This is a genomic window from Lysobacter korlensis, assembly GCF_042434515.1.
Window position 1 is genome coordinate 22151 of record NZ_JBHLTG010000013.1, and the last position, 16836, is coordinate 38986.

Genomic DNA, 16836 nt, shown 5'->3' on the forward strand with positions numbered 1-16836 from the left:
ATGACCGAGCACGCATCCGGCGGCCGCCGCCTGCGCATCGCGACCATCACCGGGATGCTGCTGCTGCACGCCCTTGCCCTCGCCGCCTGGACCGGCACCTGGCTCACCGGACGCGTGCAGGACACACCGCTCGCGGTCGGCGGCGACGTCGCCGCCCCGGCGCTTCCCGCCCTCTCGCTCTGCGGGCTCGCACTCGCTGCGGCGCTCACCATATCCGGGCCGTTCTTCCGCGCCGTGCTCGCCGTGCTGCAGGTGCTGCTCGGCATCAGCATCGCGCTGAGCGGCATCCTGGTGCTCGGGAACCCTGCCGCGGCGGCCGCGCCGGCGGTGACCGCCCGGACCGGAGTCGGCGGCAGCGCGGGCGTGGCCGAGCTCCTCGACGGCGCGACCGCCACCGCGCTCCCCGTCCTGGCCGTGGCGATCGGGGCGGCATCGGCGGCGCTCGGTGTGCTGCTGCCCGCGACCAGCCGGCACTGGCCCACCCGCTCCCGCCGGTTCTCCACAGACGCGGCGGACACCGCCGGCGGGACGGACCCGATCGAGGAGTGGGACGCGTTGAGCGGTGGCGCGGATCCCACGGCCGAGCCGGAAGTCCCGCGACGCTCCGACCGCGACGCCGGCGGCTTCGAGTGAGACCCCGGCACCGCCGGATAGACTGGGCACCGTTGCGCGGCGCCGACCTGAGCCTGACGAGGCCTCGCGTGCCGCAAACCCAGAACCCATCATTCCCGACGACAAGGAGCCTCGTGTCCGACGAGACGGAACCCGGCCACGGCCACTCGCCCGCGGCGTGGACCGCGGTCATCATCATGCTGGTGGGCTTCACCCTCGGCACGCTCTTCTTCTGGCTCGACATGCCGATCCTCGTCTGGGTCTCGGCAGCCATCGTGGTGGTCGGCCTCGTCGTCGGCATCGTGCTGGCCAAGATGGGCTATGGCGCCTACGGCGACAAGTACGTATCGAAGGGTCACTGATCCAACGTGCTGAGCGACCTGGTCGCGGGCGCTCTCGCCGACGCGGCTGAGCGGCGCTCACGACGGAACCTGGCGGCCGTGGAGACGGCCGCGCTGTCCCGCGCCCCGGCGCTCGACGCCCGCGCCGCGCTCGCCCCGGCGGACGGCGTGAAGATCATCGCCGAGGTGAAGCGCGCAAGCCCGTCCCGTGGCGCACTCGCGGAGATCCCGGATCCCGCGTCCCTCGCCGCCGCTTACGAGGAGGGCGGCGCGAGCGCCATCTCGGTGCTCACCGAGCGCCGCCGCTTCGGGGGGAGCCTCGACGATCTGGAGGCGGTGCGCGCTGCCGTGTCGCTGCCGGTGCTGCGGAAGGACTTCATCGCCGAGCCGTATCAGGTGTTCGAGGCGCGGGCTGCCGGCGCTGACCTGGTTCTGCTCATCGTCGCCGCCCTGGACCAGCCGACACTCGGGTCGCTGCACCGTCTCATCACTGAGCTCGGCATGACGCCGCTCGTGGAGACCCACGACGCCGACGAGGTGTCGCGCGCGGTCGACCTCGGCGCCGATGTGATCGGCGTCAACGCCCGGGACCTCAGCACCTTCGAGCTGGACAAGGACCTGTTCGGCCGGCTGGCGGAACGCATCCCCGCCCGCGTGATCAAGATCGCGGAGTCCGCCGTCACGTCGCCCGCGGACGTCGCCCACTACCGCGCGGCTGGCGCCGACGTCGTGCTCATCGGCGAGGCGCTCGTCACCGGCGACGACCCGGTGTCCACCCTGCAGAGCTTCAAGGCGGTGTGACCGTGTCCCTTCGTGAGGCAGCCGGACCCTACTTCGGCGAATACGGCGGACGCTTCGTCCCCGAGTCCCTCATCGCGGCGCTCGACGAGCTCGACGTCGCCTACCGCGACGCCAGGGACGACCCGGCCTTCCAGGCCGAGCTCGCCTCGCTGGGCGCCACCTACACCGGCCGCCCCAGCATCCTCACCGAGGTGCCGCGCTTCGCCGAGCACGCCGGTGGCGCCCGGGTGATCCTCAAGCGGGAGGACCTCAACCACACCGGGTCGCACAAGATCAACAACGTGCTCGGGCAGGCGCTCGTCGCGAAGCGCCTCGGGAAGTCGAGGCTCATCGCGGAGACCGGTGCCGGCCAGCACGGCGTCGCCACCGCGACCGCCGCGGCGCTCTTCGGCATGGACTGCGTCATCTACATGGGCGAGGTCGACACGGAGCGTCAGGCGCTGAACGTCGCCCGGATGCGCCTCCTCGGCGCCGAGGTCCGGCCGGTCACGGCGGGATCGCGCACCCTCAAGGACGCGATCAACGAGGCCCTCCGCGACTGGGTGGCGAACGTCGGCACCACCCATTACCTGCTCGGCACCGTCGCGGGCCCGCATCCGTTCCCGGTGATGGTCCGCGACTTCCACAAGGTCATCGGCGAGGAGGCCCGCGCTCAGGTGCTCGAGCTCACCGGCCGGCTGCCGGACGCGGTGACCGCCTGCGTCGGCGGCGGCAGCAACGCCATGGGCATCTTCCACGCGTTCCTCGACGACCCCGGCGTCGCGCTCTACGGCTACGAGGCGGCGGGCGAGGGGCACCTCACCGAACGGCACGCGGCGACGATCACCCGTGGCCGGCCCGGGGTGCTGCACGGCGCCCGCAGCTACATGCTGCAGGACGACGACGGCCAGACCATCGACTCGCACTCCATCTCCGCCGGCCTCGACTACCCCGGTGTCGGCCCCGAGCACGCCTGGCTCGCCGATCTGGGCCGCGCGCACTACCTCCCGATCACCGACGACGAGGCCATGCAGGCGCTGCGGCTCCTGGCGCGCACCGAGGGCATCATCCCGGCGATCGAGTCGGCCCACGCCCTCGCGGGCACGCTGAAACTCGGCCGGGAGCTCGGCCCCGACTCGATCCTGCTGGTGAACCTGAGCGGCCGGGGCGACAAGGACATGGAGACCGCGGGCCGCTACTTCGACGTGCTCGACACCGAGGCGCTGCACGCCGACGGGTCGCCGGAGGGCGCTCGGGGCGACAACGCACCGGGACCGGACCTGTGAGCCGGGTCGCGGAGCGCATCGCCGAGCGCAACAGGGACGCCGCCGGCGCGGTCGTCGGATACCTCCCGGTCGGCTTCCCGGACCTCGGCACCAGCATCGACGCGGCCGTGGCGCTGGTGGAGAACGGCATCGACGTGCTCGAGCTCGGCGTGCCGTACTCCGACCCGGTCATGGACGGCGCGGTCATCCAGCGCGCCACGCAGACGGCGCTGGCGAACGGGTTCAAGCTGCGCCAGGTGTTCGACGCGGTGGCCGCGATCACCGACCGGGTGGACGCGCCGGTGCTGCTGATGACCTACTGGAATCCGGTGCTCCAGTTCGGCGTCGACCGGTTCGCCGACGAGCTCTCGGCGGCCGGGGGAGCGGGGCTGATCACGCCCGACCTCATCCCCGACGAGGGGGGCGCCTGGATCGCCGCATCCGAGCGAATCGGACTCGACCGGGTGTTCCTCGCGGCGCCATCCTCGACCGAGGCGCGCCTGAGGCAGGCGGTCGAGGTCAGCCGGGGATTCGTCTACGCCGTCTCCACCATGGGGATCACCGGCGCCCGCAGCGACGTCGACTCGGCTGCCCGCGGGCTCGTCGAGCGGCTGCGTGCCGTCGGTGCCACCAGCGCCTGCGTCGGGCTCGGCATCTCCACCGCGGACCAGGTCCGCGAGGTGCTGGAGTACGCCGACGGCGCGATCATCGGCTCGGCCCTGGTGCGGGCGCTCGAGGAGGACGGGGTGCCCGGGGCCGCCCGGGTCGCGGCGGAACTCACCCGCGGAACGGCAGTAGGGTAGCAAGCGTGTTTTCGGCCTTGAGCGTTGTTTCGCCCTTGAGTATCCCCAGCCCTCCGCCGGAGTGGCAGGTCTTCAGCGTGCGCCAGTGGCTGCTCGACGTGTTCGGCTGGGACATCGGCCTTGACCTCGGCATCCGCGCCTATGCCGTCTGCCTGGGCCTCGGGATGCTCGCCGCCGCGTACATCACCCACCGCCGCCTCACCCGCCGCGGCGCGCAGCCGGGTGTCGTGATCGACATCGCATTCTTCGCCATCATCTTCGGCATCCTCGGCGCACGCGCCTGGCACGTGCTCACGCACCCGGACGACTACTTCAACGGGCAGAACCCGTGGAGTGTGCTGTTCATCTGGGAGGGCGGCATCGCCATCTTCGGCTCGCTGCTCGGCGGCGCGCTCGGCGCCTGGATCGGCTGCAGGCTGACCGGGATCCGCTTCTGGAGCTTCGCCGATGCGCTGGCGCCCGGCATGCTCGTCGCCCAGGCGATCGGCCGCCTCGGGAACTGGTTCAACCACGAGCTGTACGGGCTGCCGACGGATCTGCCGTGGGGTCTCGAGATCGAATCGGACAACCCGGCGTTCCCCGCGGGGCTGCCGGAGGGGACCCTGTTCCACCCGACGTTCCTCTACGAGATGATCTGGAACCTGATCGGGGTCGCCGTCATCCTCGTGGTGGCCCGGGAGCTGACCCTCGGCCGCCGCACGTTCTTCGACCGCGTCACGGTGCCGTTCGCGGTCGCCGGCCGGAAGCCCTTCCAGTGGGGACGCGTGTTCGGCCTGTACCTCATCTGGTACGGCATCGGCCGCATCTTCTTCGAGTCGATCCGCGTCGATCCGAGTGAGCTGTTCCTCGGCATCCGCAGCAACGTCTGGGGTGCCGTGCTGGCCGTGCTGGTGGGCATCGCCATCGTCGTGGTCCAGGGACGGCGTCACCCCGGCCGGGAGCCGAGCGTCTACGTGCCGGGCCGCGAGTGGGTCGATCCCCGTGCAGTAGAATCCGAGGACACCTATCCGGACGTGGACGACTCCGAAGTCGAGGCGCCCTCGGTGCCGGCCAGCACAGCGCCCGCCACAAGCGGCGCGAAGGCGAAATCCTAGATTCCACACCCCCAGCACCCCCCGCGGTTTCCTGCCACCCCTGCCCGCGGAACAGCTGCTCAACCCCCGGCGGGCCAGTGACGTCCTCTGCCGTACTAGCGTTCTGGTGAGGACGGTATTCATGGCTCTCACGTCACCCTTTTCGAACTTCAGCTCGGTCCCCGAGGCGACCGGTCTGTACGACCCGCGCAACGAGCGCGACGCGTGCGGTCTCGCGATGGTGGCCACCCTGCGCGGCACTGCCGGCCACGACATCATCGACGTCGCCCTGAGCGCCCTCCGGAACCTCGAGCACCGCGGCGCGGTGGGCAGCGACGCCGGCACCGGCGACGGCGCGGGGATCATCACCCAGATCCCGGACGACTTCCTGCGAGCGGTCGTGCCGTTCGAGCTGCCTGAGGCGGGCCGCTACGCGGTCGGCATGGCGTTCCTGCCGGTGGACGACGACACGCGCGAGGAGCTGAAGCGCGGCATCGCCCGCATCGCCGAGGAGGAGGGCCTCCGGGTGCTGGGCTGGCGCGATGTGCCGGTGGACCCCGAGCACCTGGGCAGCCTGTCGCGCGGTGCGATGCCGGTCTTCGAGCAGCTCTTCCTCGACACGACCCGCACCGGCGCCGACGGCGCACCCCTCGCCGGCATCGCGCTCGACCGCATCACCTTCCGCGTGCGGAAGCGCACCGAGCGCGAGCTGAACGCCTACTTCCCGTCGCTGTCGTCGCGGACCCTCGTCTACAAGGGCATGGTCACCACACTGCAGCTGGAGCCCTTCTACCCCGACCTCTCCGACGAGCGGTTCACCACCCGGCTCGCCCTGGTGCACTCGCGCTACTCCACCAACACGTTCCCGTCCTGGCCGCTGGCGCAGCCGTTCCGGATGATGGCGCACAACGGCGAGATCAACACGGTGCAGGGCAACCGCAACTGGATGCGCGCCCGGCAGAGCCAGCTCGAGTCGGAGCTGCTCGGCGACCTGCGGCCGCTGTTCCCGATCGTCACCCCGGGGGCGAGCGACTCCGCGTCGTTCGACGAGGTGGTCGAGCTCCTCACCCTCTCCGGCCGGAGCCTGCCGCACGCCATCCTGATGATGGTTCCGGAGGCCTGGGAGAACCAGCTCGACATGGACCCGCAGCGACGCGCGTTCTACGAGTTCCACTCGATGCTGCTCGAGCCGTGGGACGGGCCCGCCGCGCTCGTATTCACGGACGGCGCCCTCGTCGGCGCGACCCTCGACCGCAATGGCCTCCGCCCCGGTCGTTTCGTCGTCACCGACGACGGCCTGGTCGTGCTGGCCAGCGAGATCGGCGTGCTGGATGTCGACCCGGCGAAGGTGGTCCGGAAGGGCCGGCTTCAGCCGGGGCGGATGTTCCTCGTCGACACCGAAGCCGGCCGGATCATCGAGGACGAAGAAGTCAAGGCCACCGTCGCCGCGGCGAAGCCGTGGGGGGAATGGCTCGACGAGGGCCGCATCAACCTGAAGCAGCTTCCCGACCGGGAGCACATCGTGCACACCCCGGCGTCCGTGACCAGGCGCCAGCGCACCTTCGGCTACACGGAGGAGGAGCTGAAGATCCTCATCACCCCGATGGCTCAGACCGGTGCCGAGCCGCTCGGCGCCATGGGATCCGACACCCCCATCGCGGTGCTCTCCGACCGTCCCCGTCTGCTCTTCGACTACTTCACGCAGGCCTTCGCGCAGGTCACCAACCCGCCGCTGGACTCCATCCGCGAGGCCGTCGTCACCAGCATGAAGCTCGGGCTCGGCCCGGAGCGGAATCTGCTCGACGCGACGCCGGAGCACGCGAAGCAGGTGGTGCTCGACTTCCCGGTGATCGACAACGACGAGCTCGCGAAGATCCAACACATGGACCCGCGCCCCGGCAGCCGCCTCACCACCACCATCAAGGGCCTCTACCGGGTCGACGACGGTCCGGAGGCGATGCACCGCCGGCTCGACGCCATGTGCGACGAGGTCGACGAGGCCATCGAGCACGGCGCACAGTTCATCGTGCTCTCGGACCGCGACTCGAACCGGGACCTCGCGCCGGTCCCATCGCTGCTGATGCTCGCCACCGTGCATCACCACCTCATCCGCCGCGAGAACCGGATGAAGGTGGGCCTGATCGTCGAGGCCGGCGACGTGCGCGAGGTGCACCACGTCGCGCTCCTCGTCGGCTACGGCGCATCCGCGATCAACCCCTACCTCGCCATGGAGACGGCCGAGGACCTGGTGCGCAGCGGAATGATCACCGGGCTCACCCCGGAGCAGGCCGTCAAGAACCTGATCAAGGCGCTCGGCAAGGGCGTGCTCAAGATCATGTCCAAGATGGGGATCTCGGTCGTGAGCTCCTACGCCGGCGCGCAGTGCTTCGAGGCGGTCGGCCTCGCCCAGGAGTTCGTCGACCAGTACTTCACCGGAACCGCGAGCCTGCTCGGCGGCGTGGGCCTCGAGGTCATCGCGGCGGAGAACGCCGCCCGGCACGCGGGCGCCTATCCCGAGGACGGCGCCATCGTCGCCCACGAGCGGCTCGCCGTCGGTGGCGAGTACCAGTGGCGGCGCGACGGGCCGCCGCACATGTTCAACCCCGACACCGTGTTCCGGCTGCAGCACTCCACACGGGCGCGCCGGTACGACATCTACCGCGACTACACGCGGCTCGTCGACGAGCAGACGGAGACGCTGCGCACCCTCCGCGGGCTGTTCAAGCTGCGCACCGGTGTCCGCCCGGAGGTGCCGCTCGACGAGGTGGAGCCGATCGAATCCATCGTTCAGCGCTTCAACACCGGTGCGATGAGCTACGGCTCCATCAGCCAGGAGGCGCACGAGACGCTCGCGATCGCCATGAACCGCCTCGGCGGACGCTCCAACACCGGGGAAGGCGGCGAGGACGTGGACCGCCTGCTCGATCCGGAGCGGCGCAGCGCCATCAAGCAGGTCGCCTCGGGCCGCTTCGGCGTCACCAGCATGTACCTGACGCACGCGACCGACATCCAGATCAAGATGGCGCAGGGCGCGAAGCCCGGCGAGGGCGGCCAGCTGCCCCCGACGAAGGTGTACCCGTGGGTGGCCCGCACCCGGCACGCGACCGCCGGCGTCGGACTCATCTCGCCGCCGCCGCACCACGACATCTACTCGATCGAGGATCTGAAGCAGCTCATCTTCGACCTGAAGCGGGCGAACGCCGACGCTCGGGTGCACGTGAAGCTCGTCAGCCAGTCGGGCATCGGTGCGGTCGCCGCGGGCGTCGCGAAGGCCAAGGCCGATGTGATCCTCGTCTCCGGGCACGACGGCGGCACGGGCGCCAGCCCGCTGAACTCGCTCAAGCACGCGGGCACCCCGTGGGAGCTGGGGCTCGCCGAGACGCAGCAGACGCTGAGGATCAACGGGATGCGCGACCGCGTGGTCGTGCAGGTCGACGGCCAGATGAAGACGGGCCGCGACGTCATCATCGCGGCGCTGCTCGGCGCCGAGGAGTACGGCTTCGCCACCGCACCGCTCGTGGTGGAGGGCTGCATCATGATGCGGGTCTGCCACCTCGACACCTGCCCCGTCGGCGTCGCCACCCAGAACCCGGAGCTGCGGAAGCGCTTCACCGGCAAGCCGGAGTTCGTGGTCAACTTCTTCGAGTTCCTGGCGCAGGAGGTTCGAGAGTACCTCTCGCAGCTCGGCTTCCGGAGCCTCGACGAACTGATCGGCCACAGCGAGCTCCTCGACGTGGACCGTGCCATCGAGCACTGGAAGGCCGACGGGCTCGACCTCGCCCCGATCCTCATCGGACCGGAGTTCCGTGAGGACGAGCCGCGCATCAACGGGCGCGAGCAGGACCACGAGCTCGACGAGCACCTGGACCGGCGGCTGCTGATCCGGCAGAGCGCCGACGCGTTGACCCACGGCACCCCGGTGCGCATCGAGGCCGGCATCCGGAACACCGAGCGCGCGGTCGGCACGATGCTCGGCCACGAGGTCACCCTCCGCTACGGCGAGCACGGACTGCCCGACGGCACGATCGACATCACGCTGAACGGCACAGCCGGGCAGTCCTTCGGGGCGTTCGTGCCCGGCGGCATCACGCTGCGCCTGTTCGGCGACGCCAACGACTACGTCGGCAAGGGCCTCTCCGGCGGCCGCATCATCGTGCGTCCACCGGCCGGCAGCGCGTTCGCCGCGGAGGAGAACGTCATCGCGGGCAACGTGATCGGCTACGGCGCGACCCAGGGCAGCCTGTTCCTGCGCGGCATCGTGGGGGAGCGGTTCCTGGTGCGGAACTCCGGCGCCACGGCCGTTGTGGAGGGTGTCGGCGACCACGCCCTGGAGTACATGACTGGTGGCCTCGCCGTCATCCTGGGCTCCACCGGACGGAACCTCGGCGCCGGGATGTCGGGCGGCACCGCATACGTGTACGACCTGAAGCACGAGCGGGTGAACCAGGAGTCGCTCGACAGCGGCGAGCTCGAGCTGCTGCCCCTCGGCAGCGCGGATCTCGAGATCCTCGCCGACCTGCTGCGCGAGCACCGCGACGAGACCGGCTCCCCGGTCGCCGCCGCGATGCTGGAGAACCTGGAGGAGGCGGCCGAGCGCTTCGTCAAGGTGCTGCCGCGCGACTACGCGGCCGTGCTCGCGACGCGGCAGAACGCCGTCGAGGAGGGGCTCGACCCCGACAGCGACGTGGTGTGGACCCGGATCCTGGAGGTGACCGGTGGCTGACCCCAAGGGCTTCCTGAAGGTGAAGCAGCGCGAGCTGCCGAAGCGGCGCCCCGTCGCCCTGCGCCTCATGGACTGGAAAGAGGTCTACGAGCAGCAGGACGGCGAACAGCTCCGCCGTCAGGCCGGGCGCTGCATGGACTGCGGCATCCCGTTCTGCCACCAGGGCTGCCCGCTCGGCAACCTCATCCCCGAGTGGAATGACCTCACCTGGCGCGGCGAGGGCCGCGCCGCCAGCGACCGGCTGCACGCCACCAACAACTTCCCGGAGTTCACCGGCAAGCTGTGCCCGGCCCCGTGCGAGGCATCCTGCGTGCTGGGGATCAACCAGCCGCCGGTGACCATCAAGCAGGTCGAGGCCGCCATCGCCGAGCAGGCGTTCGCCAACGGCTACGTCACCCCGCACCCGCCGGAGCGGCTGACGGGCAAGACGGTCGCCGTCGTCGGCTCCGGACCCGCCGGTCTCGCCGCCGCGCAGCAGCTGACCCGCGCCGGCCACACGGTGGCCGTGTACGAGCGCGAGGACCGCATCGGCGGTCTGCTGCGCTACGGCATCCCGGACTTCAAGATGGAGAAGCGGCACGTCGACCTGCGCCTGTCGCAGATGCAGGCCGAGGGCACCCGGTTCCGTGCCGGCGTCGAGATCGGCGTCGACATCAGCTGGAGTGACCTGAAGGCTCGCTACGACGCCGTGATCATCGCCACCGGCGCGACCGTGCCCCGCGACCTCGCGATCCCCGGGCGCGACCTGCTCGGCATCCACTTCGCGATGGACTACCTGGTGCAGCAGAACAAGGTGGGCGCCGGCGACAGCGTGACCGACCAGATCACGGCGGAGGGCAAGCACGTCGTCGTCCTCGGCGGCGGCGACACCGGCGCGGACTGCATCGGCACCGCCCACCGCCAGAAGGCGCTGTCCGTGACGAACCTCGCGATCGGCAAGCAGCCGCCGTCCGAGCGGACTCCGGACCAGCCGTGGCCGACCATGCCGAATCTGTTCGAGGTGCAGACCGCCCACGAAGAGGGCGGCGAGCGGATGTACCTCGCCTCCACCGTGGAGTTCCTCGCGAACGGCGCGGGCGAAGTGCGCGCCCTGCGGGTCGCCGAGACCGAATACCGAGACGGACGGCGCGTGCCGAAGGCCGGCACGGAGCGCGAGATCCCGGCCGACCTGGTGCTGCTCGCCCTCGGATTCACGGGACCTGAGCGCACGACGGTCGAGGACCAGCTGCGTCTGCCGTTCGACGGCCGGGGCAACTTCCAGCGCGGCGGGACGTACGAGACCAGCGAGGCGGGCGTCTTCGTCGCCGGCGACGCCGGCCGCGGGCAGTCGCTCATCGTCTGGGCGATCGCGGAGGGGCGCGCCGCGGCCTCGGCGGTCGACCGCTACCTCGAGGGCGACACCCAGCTGCCGTTCCCCGTCCGGCCGACGGACCATGCCCTCACGGTCTGACGTTCCCGGCCCCGACTTCTCTCTCCCCATCCGTATGTCCACCACCTGTGTAAGGAAGTCATGAGACGAGCGAAAATCGTCGCGACCCTCGGGCCGGCAACCGCGAGCTACGAGAACATCCGCGCCATCATCGACTCCGGAGTCGACGTCGCGAGAATGAACCTCAGCCACGGCAGCTATGACGTGCACGAGGCGGTCTACGCGAACGTGCGGCAGGCCGAGGCCGACTCCGGACGCGCGGTCGCCGTGCTGGTGGACCTGCAGGGGCCGAAGATCCGTCTCGGCAAGTTCGAGGACGGACCGTACGACCTCGCGCAGGGCGACATCTTCAAGATCACCATCGAGGATGTCGTCGGCACGAAGGAGCTCTCCTCGACGACCTTCAAGGGACTGCCGCAGGACGTCGCCCCCGGCGATCCGCTTCTCATCGACGACGGCAAGGTCACGCTTCGGGTGCTCGAGACCGACGGCACCGTGGTGACCACCGAGGTCGTCGTTCCAGGGCCCGTCTCCAACAACAAGGGCATCAACCTGCCGGGAGTCGCCGTGAACGTGCCGGCGCTGTCGGACAAGGACGAAGCGGACCTCCGCTGGGGCCTGCAGCTCGGGGCGGACTACATCGCCCTCTCGTTCGTCCGCAGCCCCGACGACATCGTCCGCGTGCACGAGATCATGGAGGAGGAGGGGCGGAAGATCCCCGTCATCGCCAAGATCGAGAAGCCGCAGGCCGTGGACAACCTGGAGGCGATCATCGAGGCCTTCGACGGCATCATGGTCGCGCGCGGCGACCTGGGCGTGGAGCTGCCGCTCGAGGCCGTCCCGATCGTGCAGAAGCGCGCCGTCGAGCTCGCGCGCCGCATGGCGAAGCCCGTCATCGTCGCGACGCAGGTGCTCGAGTCCATGATCACGAGCCCCCGCCCCACCCGAGCAGAGGCCTCCGACTGCGCCAACGCGGTGCTCGACGGCACCGACGCGGTGATGCTCTCCGGCGAGACGAGCGTCGGCGAGTTCCCGGTCATCACCGTGCAGACCATGGCGCGCATCATCGACTCCACCGAGGAGCACGGCCTCGAGCGGGTTCCGCCCCTCGGCACGAAGCCGCGCACCCAGGGCGGCGCTATCACGCTCGCCGCCGCGGAGGTCGCCGACTTCGTGCAGGCGAAGTACGTGTGCGTGTTCACCGAGTCGGGCGACTCGGCGCGCCGGATGTCCCGGCTCCGCTTCCGCATCCCGATGCGCGCGTTCACGCCCAACGAGGCCACCCGGCGCCGCATGGCGCTCACCTGGGGCATCGAGGCCTATCTCGTCGACCGGGTGACGCACACCGACGCGATGTACCACCAGGTGGACGAGGTCCTGCTCGGCAGGAACCTCGCCGAGGTCGGCGACAAGGTCGTGGTGATCTCCGGATCCCCTCCCGGCATCCCGGGCTCCACCAACGACCTTCGCGTCCACGTGGTCGGCGATGCGCTGAACGCCGCCGCCCCGGCATGGGCGGACGCCGGCAACATCTGACCCCTTCCCCGACTCGCCCGGAGCACGTCGAAGGGCTCGCGGACTTCTCACCCGACACGCCGTCCAGTCGCGGAAGGAGTCCGCGGGTCGGCGGGCGATACCCTCGGCAGCGTGAACCGACTCCTGCCCGGCGCGCCTGCGGCGCTCGTTACCCTGCTCCTCTGCGCGGGCTGCGCCGCCGGGCCGTCCTCGGCTCCGTCGGAGCCCACCCGGGCGGCGAGTCCGTCTGCCGCGCCGGAGACGCCGACGCCTCCCGCTCCGGCTCCCGAGGAGCCGACCGTCACGGGTGCCGACGTCACCGCGTCCGCGCTGAGCACGGTGATGTCCGACGGGACGACGGGCGACGGGTTCTCGTACTGGGAGCCGGCTCAGGCGGTCGTCGAGGAGCTCACCGAGGCGTTCGGGGCGCCACCCGCCATCGCGGATCGCGAGGCCGTCGGCCACACTCCGCCGCTCACCGAGTACGCGTGGGACGGCGCCCGGATCCTGGACTGGGACGGGGAGGTCGGCACCTTCTCACCGGACTGGGCGGTGCACGTCGATCAGGCGGTCGTCCACCGGCTGGAGATCACCACGATCGACGGGATCAAGGCCGGGGACAGCGCCCTCGAGCTCGAGGAGTCCTACCCGGAGCTGTCATGGCGGAGCACGCCGACCGGTTTTCCGGAGCGCATCGACCTGCGCCTCGGGAGCGTGCCGATCGAGCTCACCGAGAAGGAATGGGATGCCTCCGGGATCCCGCGCATCGGCGAGTGGGTCGAGGGGTACGACGGCCCGAAGGAGACCTCGTTCGCCGTGTTCGTCACGGCGACCGGGCCGGACTGGGGTGTCTCATTCACCGCGCCGGCGTTGAACTTCGGCCCGTGACCAGCAGGGTGCTCACGCCCTGCTGAGCAGGTCGTGCTCCTCGATGGCCGCGAGCGACAGCACTTTGTACCCTTGCTCCTCGAAGAACACGGTGATGCGGTCGTCCTCGGCGCTCATCACGGTGCCGGCGCCCCACTCGGCATGCGTGACGGAGGATGCGGGCGGGAACGGCGCATCGGCGTCGGCGACCGACGGCTCGGCCGCCTCGCCGGGATGGTCCGCACACCAGTCGCAGTTCTCGCACCGGCCCTCGTACTCCTCGCCGAAGTACGCGAGCAGCACCTGACGTCGGCAGGTGTCCGCCTCGGCGTAGGCACGCATCATCGCGATCCGCGACTCGTCGATCCGCTCCCGGTCCTCGGCGTGCTCGACCGCGCGCGCGGCCGCCTCCCGCGGATCGAGCTTGCGGTCAGCGCGGATCTTGCCGGCCTTCCGAGTCAGCGCGCCGGCGGCCTCCAGTGCGTTGAGCAGTCCGCCGAGCCGTCTGGCGGTGGTGTCGAGCCGCTCCGCCAGCCTGGAGACGGGGAGCGCGCCGTCGGCGTCGAGCAGCGCCCCGAACACGCGCTCGAGGGCCGCCGAATCGGGTCTGCGTGCCGCGAAGAACCGGCGGAGGCCGAGGTCCTGCTCGCGATAATGCAGCACCGCCTGGGCCGCCGCGCCGTCACGCCCTGCGCGCCCGATCTCCTGGGAGTAGCTGTCGACGGAGTCTGGGATGTCGGCGTGCACGACGAACCGGACGTTCGGCTTGTCGATGCCCATCCCGAAGGCGGTGGTGGCGACGACCACGTCGAGCTCATCGTCCCGGAACCGGTCGTGCACCAGCTCACGGTCCCCGTTCCTCATGCCAGCGTGGTACGCCGCGGCGCGCATCCCGAGCTCCGCCAGCGCCTCCGCGTACCGCTCGGTCCCGGCGCGGGTGGCCGTGTAGACGAGTCCGGGGCGGGGGAGCCCAGCCACCTCGTCGACGACGGCCTGCCGTTTCGCGTGCTCCTCCGTGTGCCGGGTCACCGCGAGGGCGATGTTCGGGCGGTCGAAGCCGCCGGAAGCGAGATACGGGTCGCTCATGCGGAGCCGCTCGGTGATCTCCTCCCGCACCGGTGGTGAACCCGTCGCCGTCAGGGCGACGGTGGTCGGCTCGCCGAGGCGGGTGATCGCGGCGCCGATCTGGAGGTAGTCGGGCCGGAAGTCGTGGCCCCAGGCACTCACGCAGTGCGCTTCGTCGACGGCGACCAGCGCGACTGAGACGCGGCGGAGCCGCCCGACGACGTCCTCCTTGCCGAGCTGCTCCGGCGCGAGCAGCACGTACGTCGCCTCGCCTCCCTCCAGCGCCTGCCAGGCCGCCTCGTTCTCGGTGTCGGTCTGCGACGAGTTCACCGCCACCGCGGTGGGGGCGTCGGGGGCATCCGCCAGCCCCTCCAGCTGGTCACGCTGCAGTGCGATGAGCGGAGAGATCACCACGGTCACGCCATCGAGCAGCGCCGCGGCGATCTGATAGATCGCGGACTTGCCGCTGCCCGTCGGCAGCACCGCGAGCACGTCCCGGCCGGAGAGCAGCGCCTCGATCGCGGCCAGCTGCACCGGCCGCAGCCGCTCGTAGCCGAAGCGCTCCAGCGCCATGCGCTCGATCCGGTCACGAACGCGTTCCCCGCTGGATGTCACGTGAGCAGTCAATTGGACCTCTCTGCACGGTTTCTGAGAAACGGCGCCCAGGTGTGGGCGATCGGGCAGCCGGCGGGGAGCATCGTGTCATGGACTTCTTCCCCCGTTACGCGATCGTCACCGGCTCCGACTCCGGGATCGGCAAGGCCACCGCCGTCGCGCTCGCGCGGGCGGGGATGGACGTCGGCGTCACCTGGCACGAAGACGAGCAGGGGGCGCAGGCCACGGCCGAGGAGGTCCGGGCGGAGGGCCGCAACGCCGTCGTGTCGCGGCTCGACGTCTCGGACCTCGCGGAATGCGGCGACGTCATCGACCGCATGTGCGAGGAGCTCGGCGGCATCGACGTGTTCGTCAACAACGCCGGGACCGGCGGCAGCACGCCCCTGGTGGATGTCTCCCTCGATGAGTGGCGGCACACCATGGCGACGGACCTCGATGGGGCGTTCGTGTGCATGCAGCGCGCAGCCCGCCGGATGGTCGCCGCCGGGAACGGCGGCAGGCTCATCGCCGTGAGCAGCGTCCACGAGCACCAGCCGCGAGTCGGGTCGGGGCCGTACGACGCGGCGAAGCACGGCCTCGGCGGACTGATGAAGACCTTCGCGCTGGAGCTCGGCGAGCACGGGATCACCGCGAACACCGTGGCACCCGGCGAGATCTCCACGCCGATGACCGGGCAGGAGGACGTCGACCCTCGCACGGAGGACCGCCCGGGCATCCCGCTCGGCCGGCCCGGGAGCGCGTGGGAGATCGCATCGGTCATCGCGTTCCTGGCCTCACCGGCCGCCAGCTACGTCACCGGCGCCTCCTGGGTGGTCGACGGCGGAATGCTGCAGATGGGACCGCAGGGCGGCTCCAACCTGGAGAACAACGAGTGGAGGAAGGGCTGAAGCATGTCGGATTCACAGAACACCTCGAAGCCGGAGGGTCAGGAGCAGGACCTGGACGCGGACGACCAGGATCGTGGTCCCGCCACGAAGCCCCTGGAGGGGCACCCATCGCAGGCCGAGGGCGAATAGCCGAGGCCCACGGATACTCAGGGGAGCAGTGAGCATGGGAGAGCGGACGACCGAGGCGGTGCTGTTCGACATCGACGGCACGCTGGTGGACTCCAATTACCTCCACGTCGACACCTGGGACCGCGCATTCGCCGGGGCCGGGCACCCGGTGGACATCTGGCGCATCCACCGGTCCATCGGCATGGACTCGAAGAAGCTGCTGGAGACGCTGCTCGGTGAGGACCCGGACGGCGTCGCGGAGTCCGCGAAGGAGCTGCACGGCGAGTACTACAAGGCGGATGCCCGACGCCTCCGGCCCTTCGCCGGCGCCGCGGACCTGGTGCGGTCGCTCCTCGCGCGAGATGTCGCGGTGGTGCTCGCGACCTCCGCACCCGAGGACGAGCTGGAGATCCTGCTCGAGGTGCTCGGCCTGTCGAAGGAAGAGGTGGCCACCACCTCGTCCGGCGACGTGGACACCGCGAAGCCCGAGCCGGGCATCATCGAGGCCGCCCTCGCGAAGGCCGGTGCCGCACCGGATCGTGCTGTGATGATCGGAGACACGGTGTGGGACGTGATCGCGGCGAAGCGTGCAGGCGTCGCGACCATCGGCGTCCGCAGCGGCGGCGTCGCCGAGGAGGAGCTCACCGGCGCCGGCGCGATCGAGGTGCACGACGATCCCCGCGCGCTCCTCGACGGGGGTCCGGACACCGTCCTCGGCCGCCTGCTGGCGCTCCCCACGCGGCGTTGAAACCG

The 16836-nt window shown here is 70.8% G+C and carries 13 protein-coding genes and 1 pseudogene; 13 read left to right on the forward strand and 1 reads right to left on the reverse strand.

Annotated elements, in window-relative coordinates:
• From ACFFGH_RS31400 to ACFFGH_RS31445, 10 genes and pseudogenes are all read left to right on the forward strand, one after another.
• Nucleotides 1-633, forward strand: coding sequence for a Trp biosynthesis-associated membrane protein (locus ACFFGH_RS31400; RefSeq protein WP_386676316.1), 633 nt, complete (start codon nt 1-3; stop codon nt 631-633).
• A gap of 113 nt (nt 634-746) precedes the next feature.
• On the forward strand, nt 747-974 hold the full coding sequence (locus ACFFGH_RS31405) for a DUF6704 family protein (RefSeq protein ID WP_386676318.1): 228 nt from the start codon (nt 747-749) through the stop codon (nt 972-974).
• A gap of 6 nt (nt 975-980) precedes the next feature.
• Nucleotides 981-1754, forward strand: coding sequence for an indole-3-glycerol phosphate synthase TrpC (trpC, locus tag ACFFGH_RS31410; protein WP_386676320.1), 774 nt, complete (start codon nt 981-983; stop codon nt 1752-1754).
• 2 nt (nt 1755-1756) lie between these two features.
• Nucleotides 1757-2920: pseudogene (gene trpB / locus ACFFGH_RS31415) on the forward strand (tryptophan synthase subunit beta); the annotation flags it as partial.
• A gap of 95 nt (nt 2921-3015) precedes the next feature.
• Nucleotides 3016-3801, forward strand: a complete 786-nt coding sequence (gene trpA, locus ACFFGH_RS31420) for a tryptophan synthase subunit alpha (RefSeq protein ID WP_386676323.1) — start codon at nt 3016-3018, stop codon at nt 3799-3801.
• A gap of 35 nt (nt 3802-3836) precedes the next feature.
• Nucleotides 3837-4895 (forward strand): prolipoprotein diacylglyceryl transferase, encoded by a 1059-nt coding sequence (gene lgt, locus ACFFGH_RS31425; RefSeq protein ID WP_386676325.1) that lies wholly within the window; start codon nt 3837-3839, stop codon nt 4893-4895.
• A gap of 121 nt (nt 4896-5016) precedes the next feature.
• Entirely contained in the window at nt 5017-9597 is a 4581-nt protein-coding gene (gene gltB, locus ACFFGH_RS31430; protein WP_386676327.1) for a glutamate synthase large subunit, read from the forward strand.
• The gene (locus tag ACFFGH_RS31435; RefSeq protein ID WP_386676329.1) at nt 9590-11047 is read left to right on the forward strand and encodes a glutamate synthase subunit beta; all 1458 of its coding nucleotides are present in this window, start codon (nt 9590-9592) and stop codon (nt 11045-11047) included. Before gltB ends, ACFFGH_RS31435 begins: the two co-directional genes overlap by 8 nt.
• 60 nt (nt 11048-11107) lie before the next feature.
• Nucleotides 11108-12562 carry a pyruvate kinase gene (pyk, locus tag ACFFGH_RS31440; protein ID WP_386676330.1) on the forward strand — a complete coding sequence of 485 codons (1455 nt, stop codon included), beginning with the start codon at nt 11108-11110 and terminating at the stop codon, nt 12560-12562.
• A 111-nt stretch (nt 12563-12673) separates the two neighbouring features.
• Complete coding sequence (locus ACFFGH_RS31445) at nt 12674-13429, forward strand: hypothetical protein (protein ID WP_386676332.1); 756 nt, start codon at nt 12674-12676, stop codon at nt 13427-13429.
• A 12-nt stretch (nt 13430-13441) separates the two neighbouring features.
• Here the strand turns inward: ACFFGH_RS31445 and ACFFGH_RS31450 are convergent, their stop codons facing one another.
• Complete coding sequence (locus tag ACFFGH_RS31450; RefSeq protein WP_386676334.1) at nt 13442-15088, reverse strand: RecQ family ATP-dependent DNA helicase; 1647 nt, start codon at nt 15086-15088, stop codon at nt 13442-13444.
• Between the two features lie 89 nt (nt 15089-15177).
• Here ACFFGH_RS31450 and ACFFGH_RS31455 point away from each other — a divergent pair, with 89 nt between their 5' ends.
• From ACFFGH_RS31455 to ACFFGH_RS31465, 3 genes are read left to right on the forward strand one after another with little or no spacing between them, the layout of a single operon-like run.
• The gene (locus ACFFGH_RS31455; RefSeq protein ID WP_386676336.1) at nt 15178-15975 is read left to right on the forward strand and encodes an SDR family oxidoreductase; all 798 of its coding nucleotides are present in this window, start codon (nt 15178-15180) and stop codon (nt 15973-15975) included.
• Between the two features lie 3 nt (nt 15976-15978).
• Nucleotides 15979-16104 carry a hypothetical protein gene (locus tag ACFFGH_RS31460; protein ID WP_386676338.1) on the forward strand — a complete coding sequence of 42 codons (126 nt, stop codon included), beginning with the start codon at nt 15979-15981 and terminating at the stop codon, nt 16102-16104.
• Between the two features lie 34 nt (nt 16105-16138).
• The gene (locus tag ACFFGH_RS31465; protein WP_386676339.1) at nt 16139-16831 is read left to right on the forward strand and encodes an HAD family hydrolase; all 693 of its coding nucleotides are present in this window, start codon (nt 16139-16141) and stop codon (nt 16829-16831) included.
• The last annotated feature ends 5 nt before the right edge of the window (nt 16832-16836 follow it).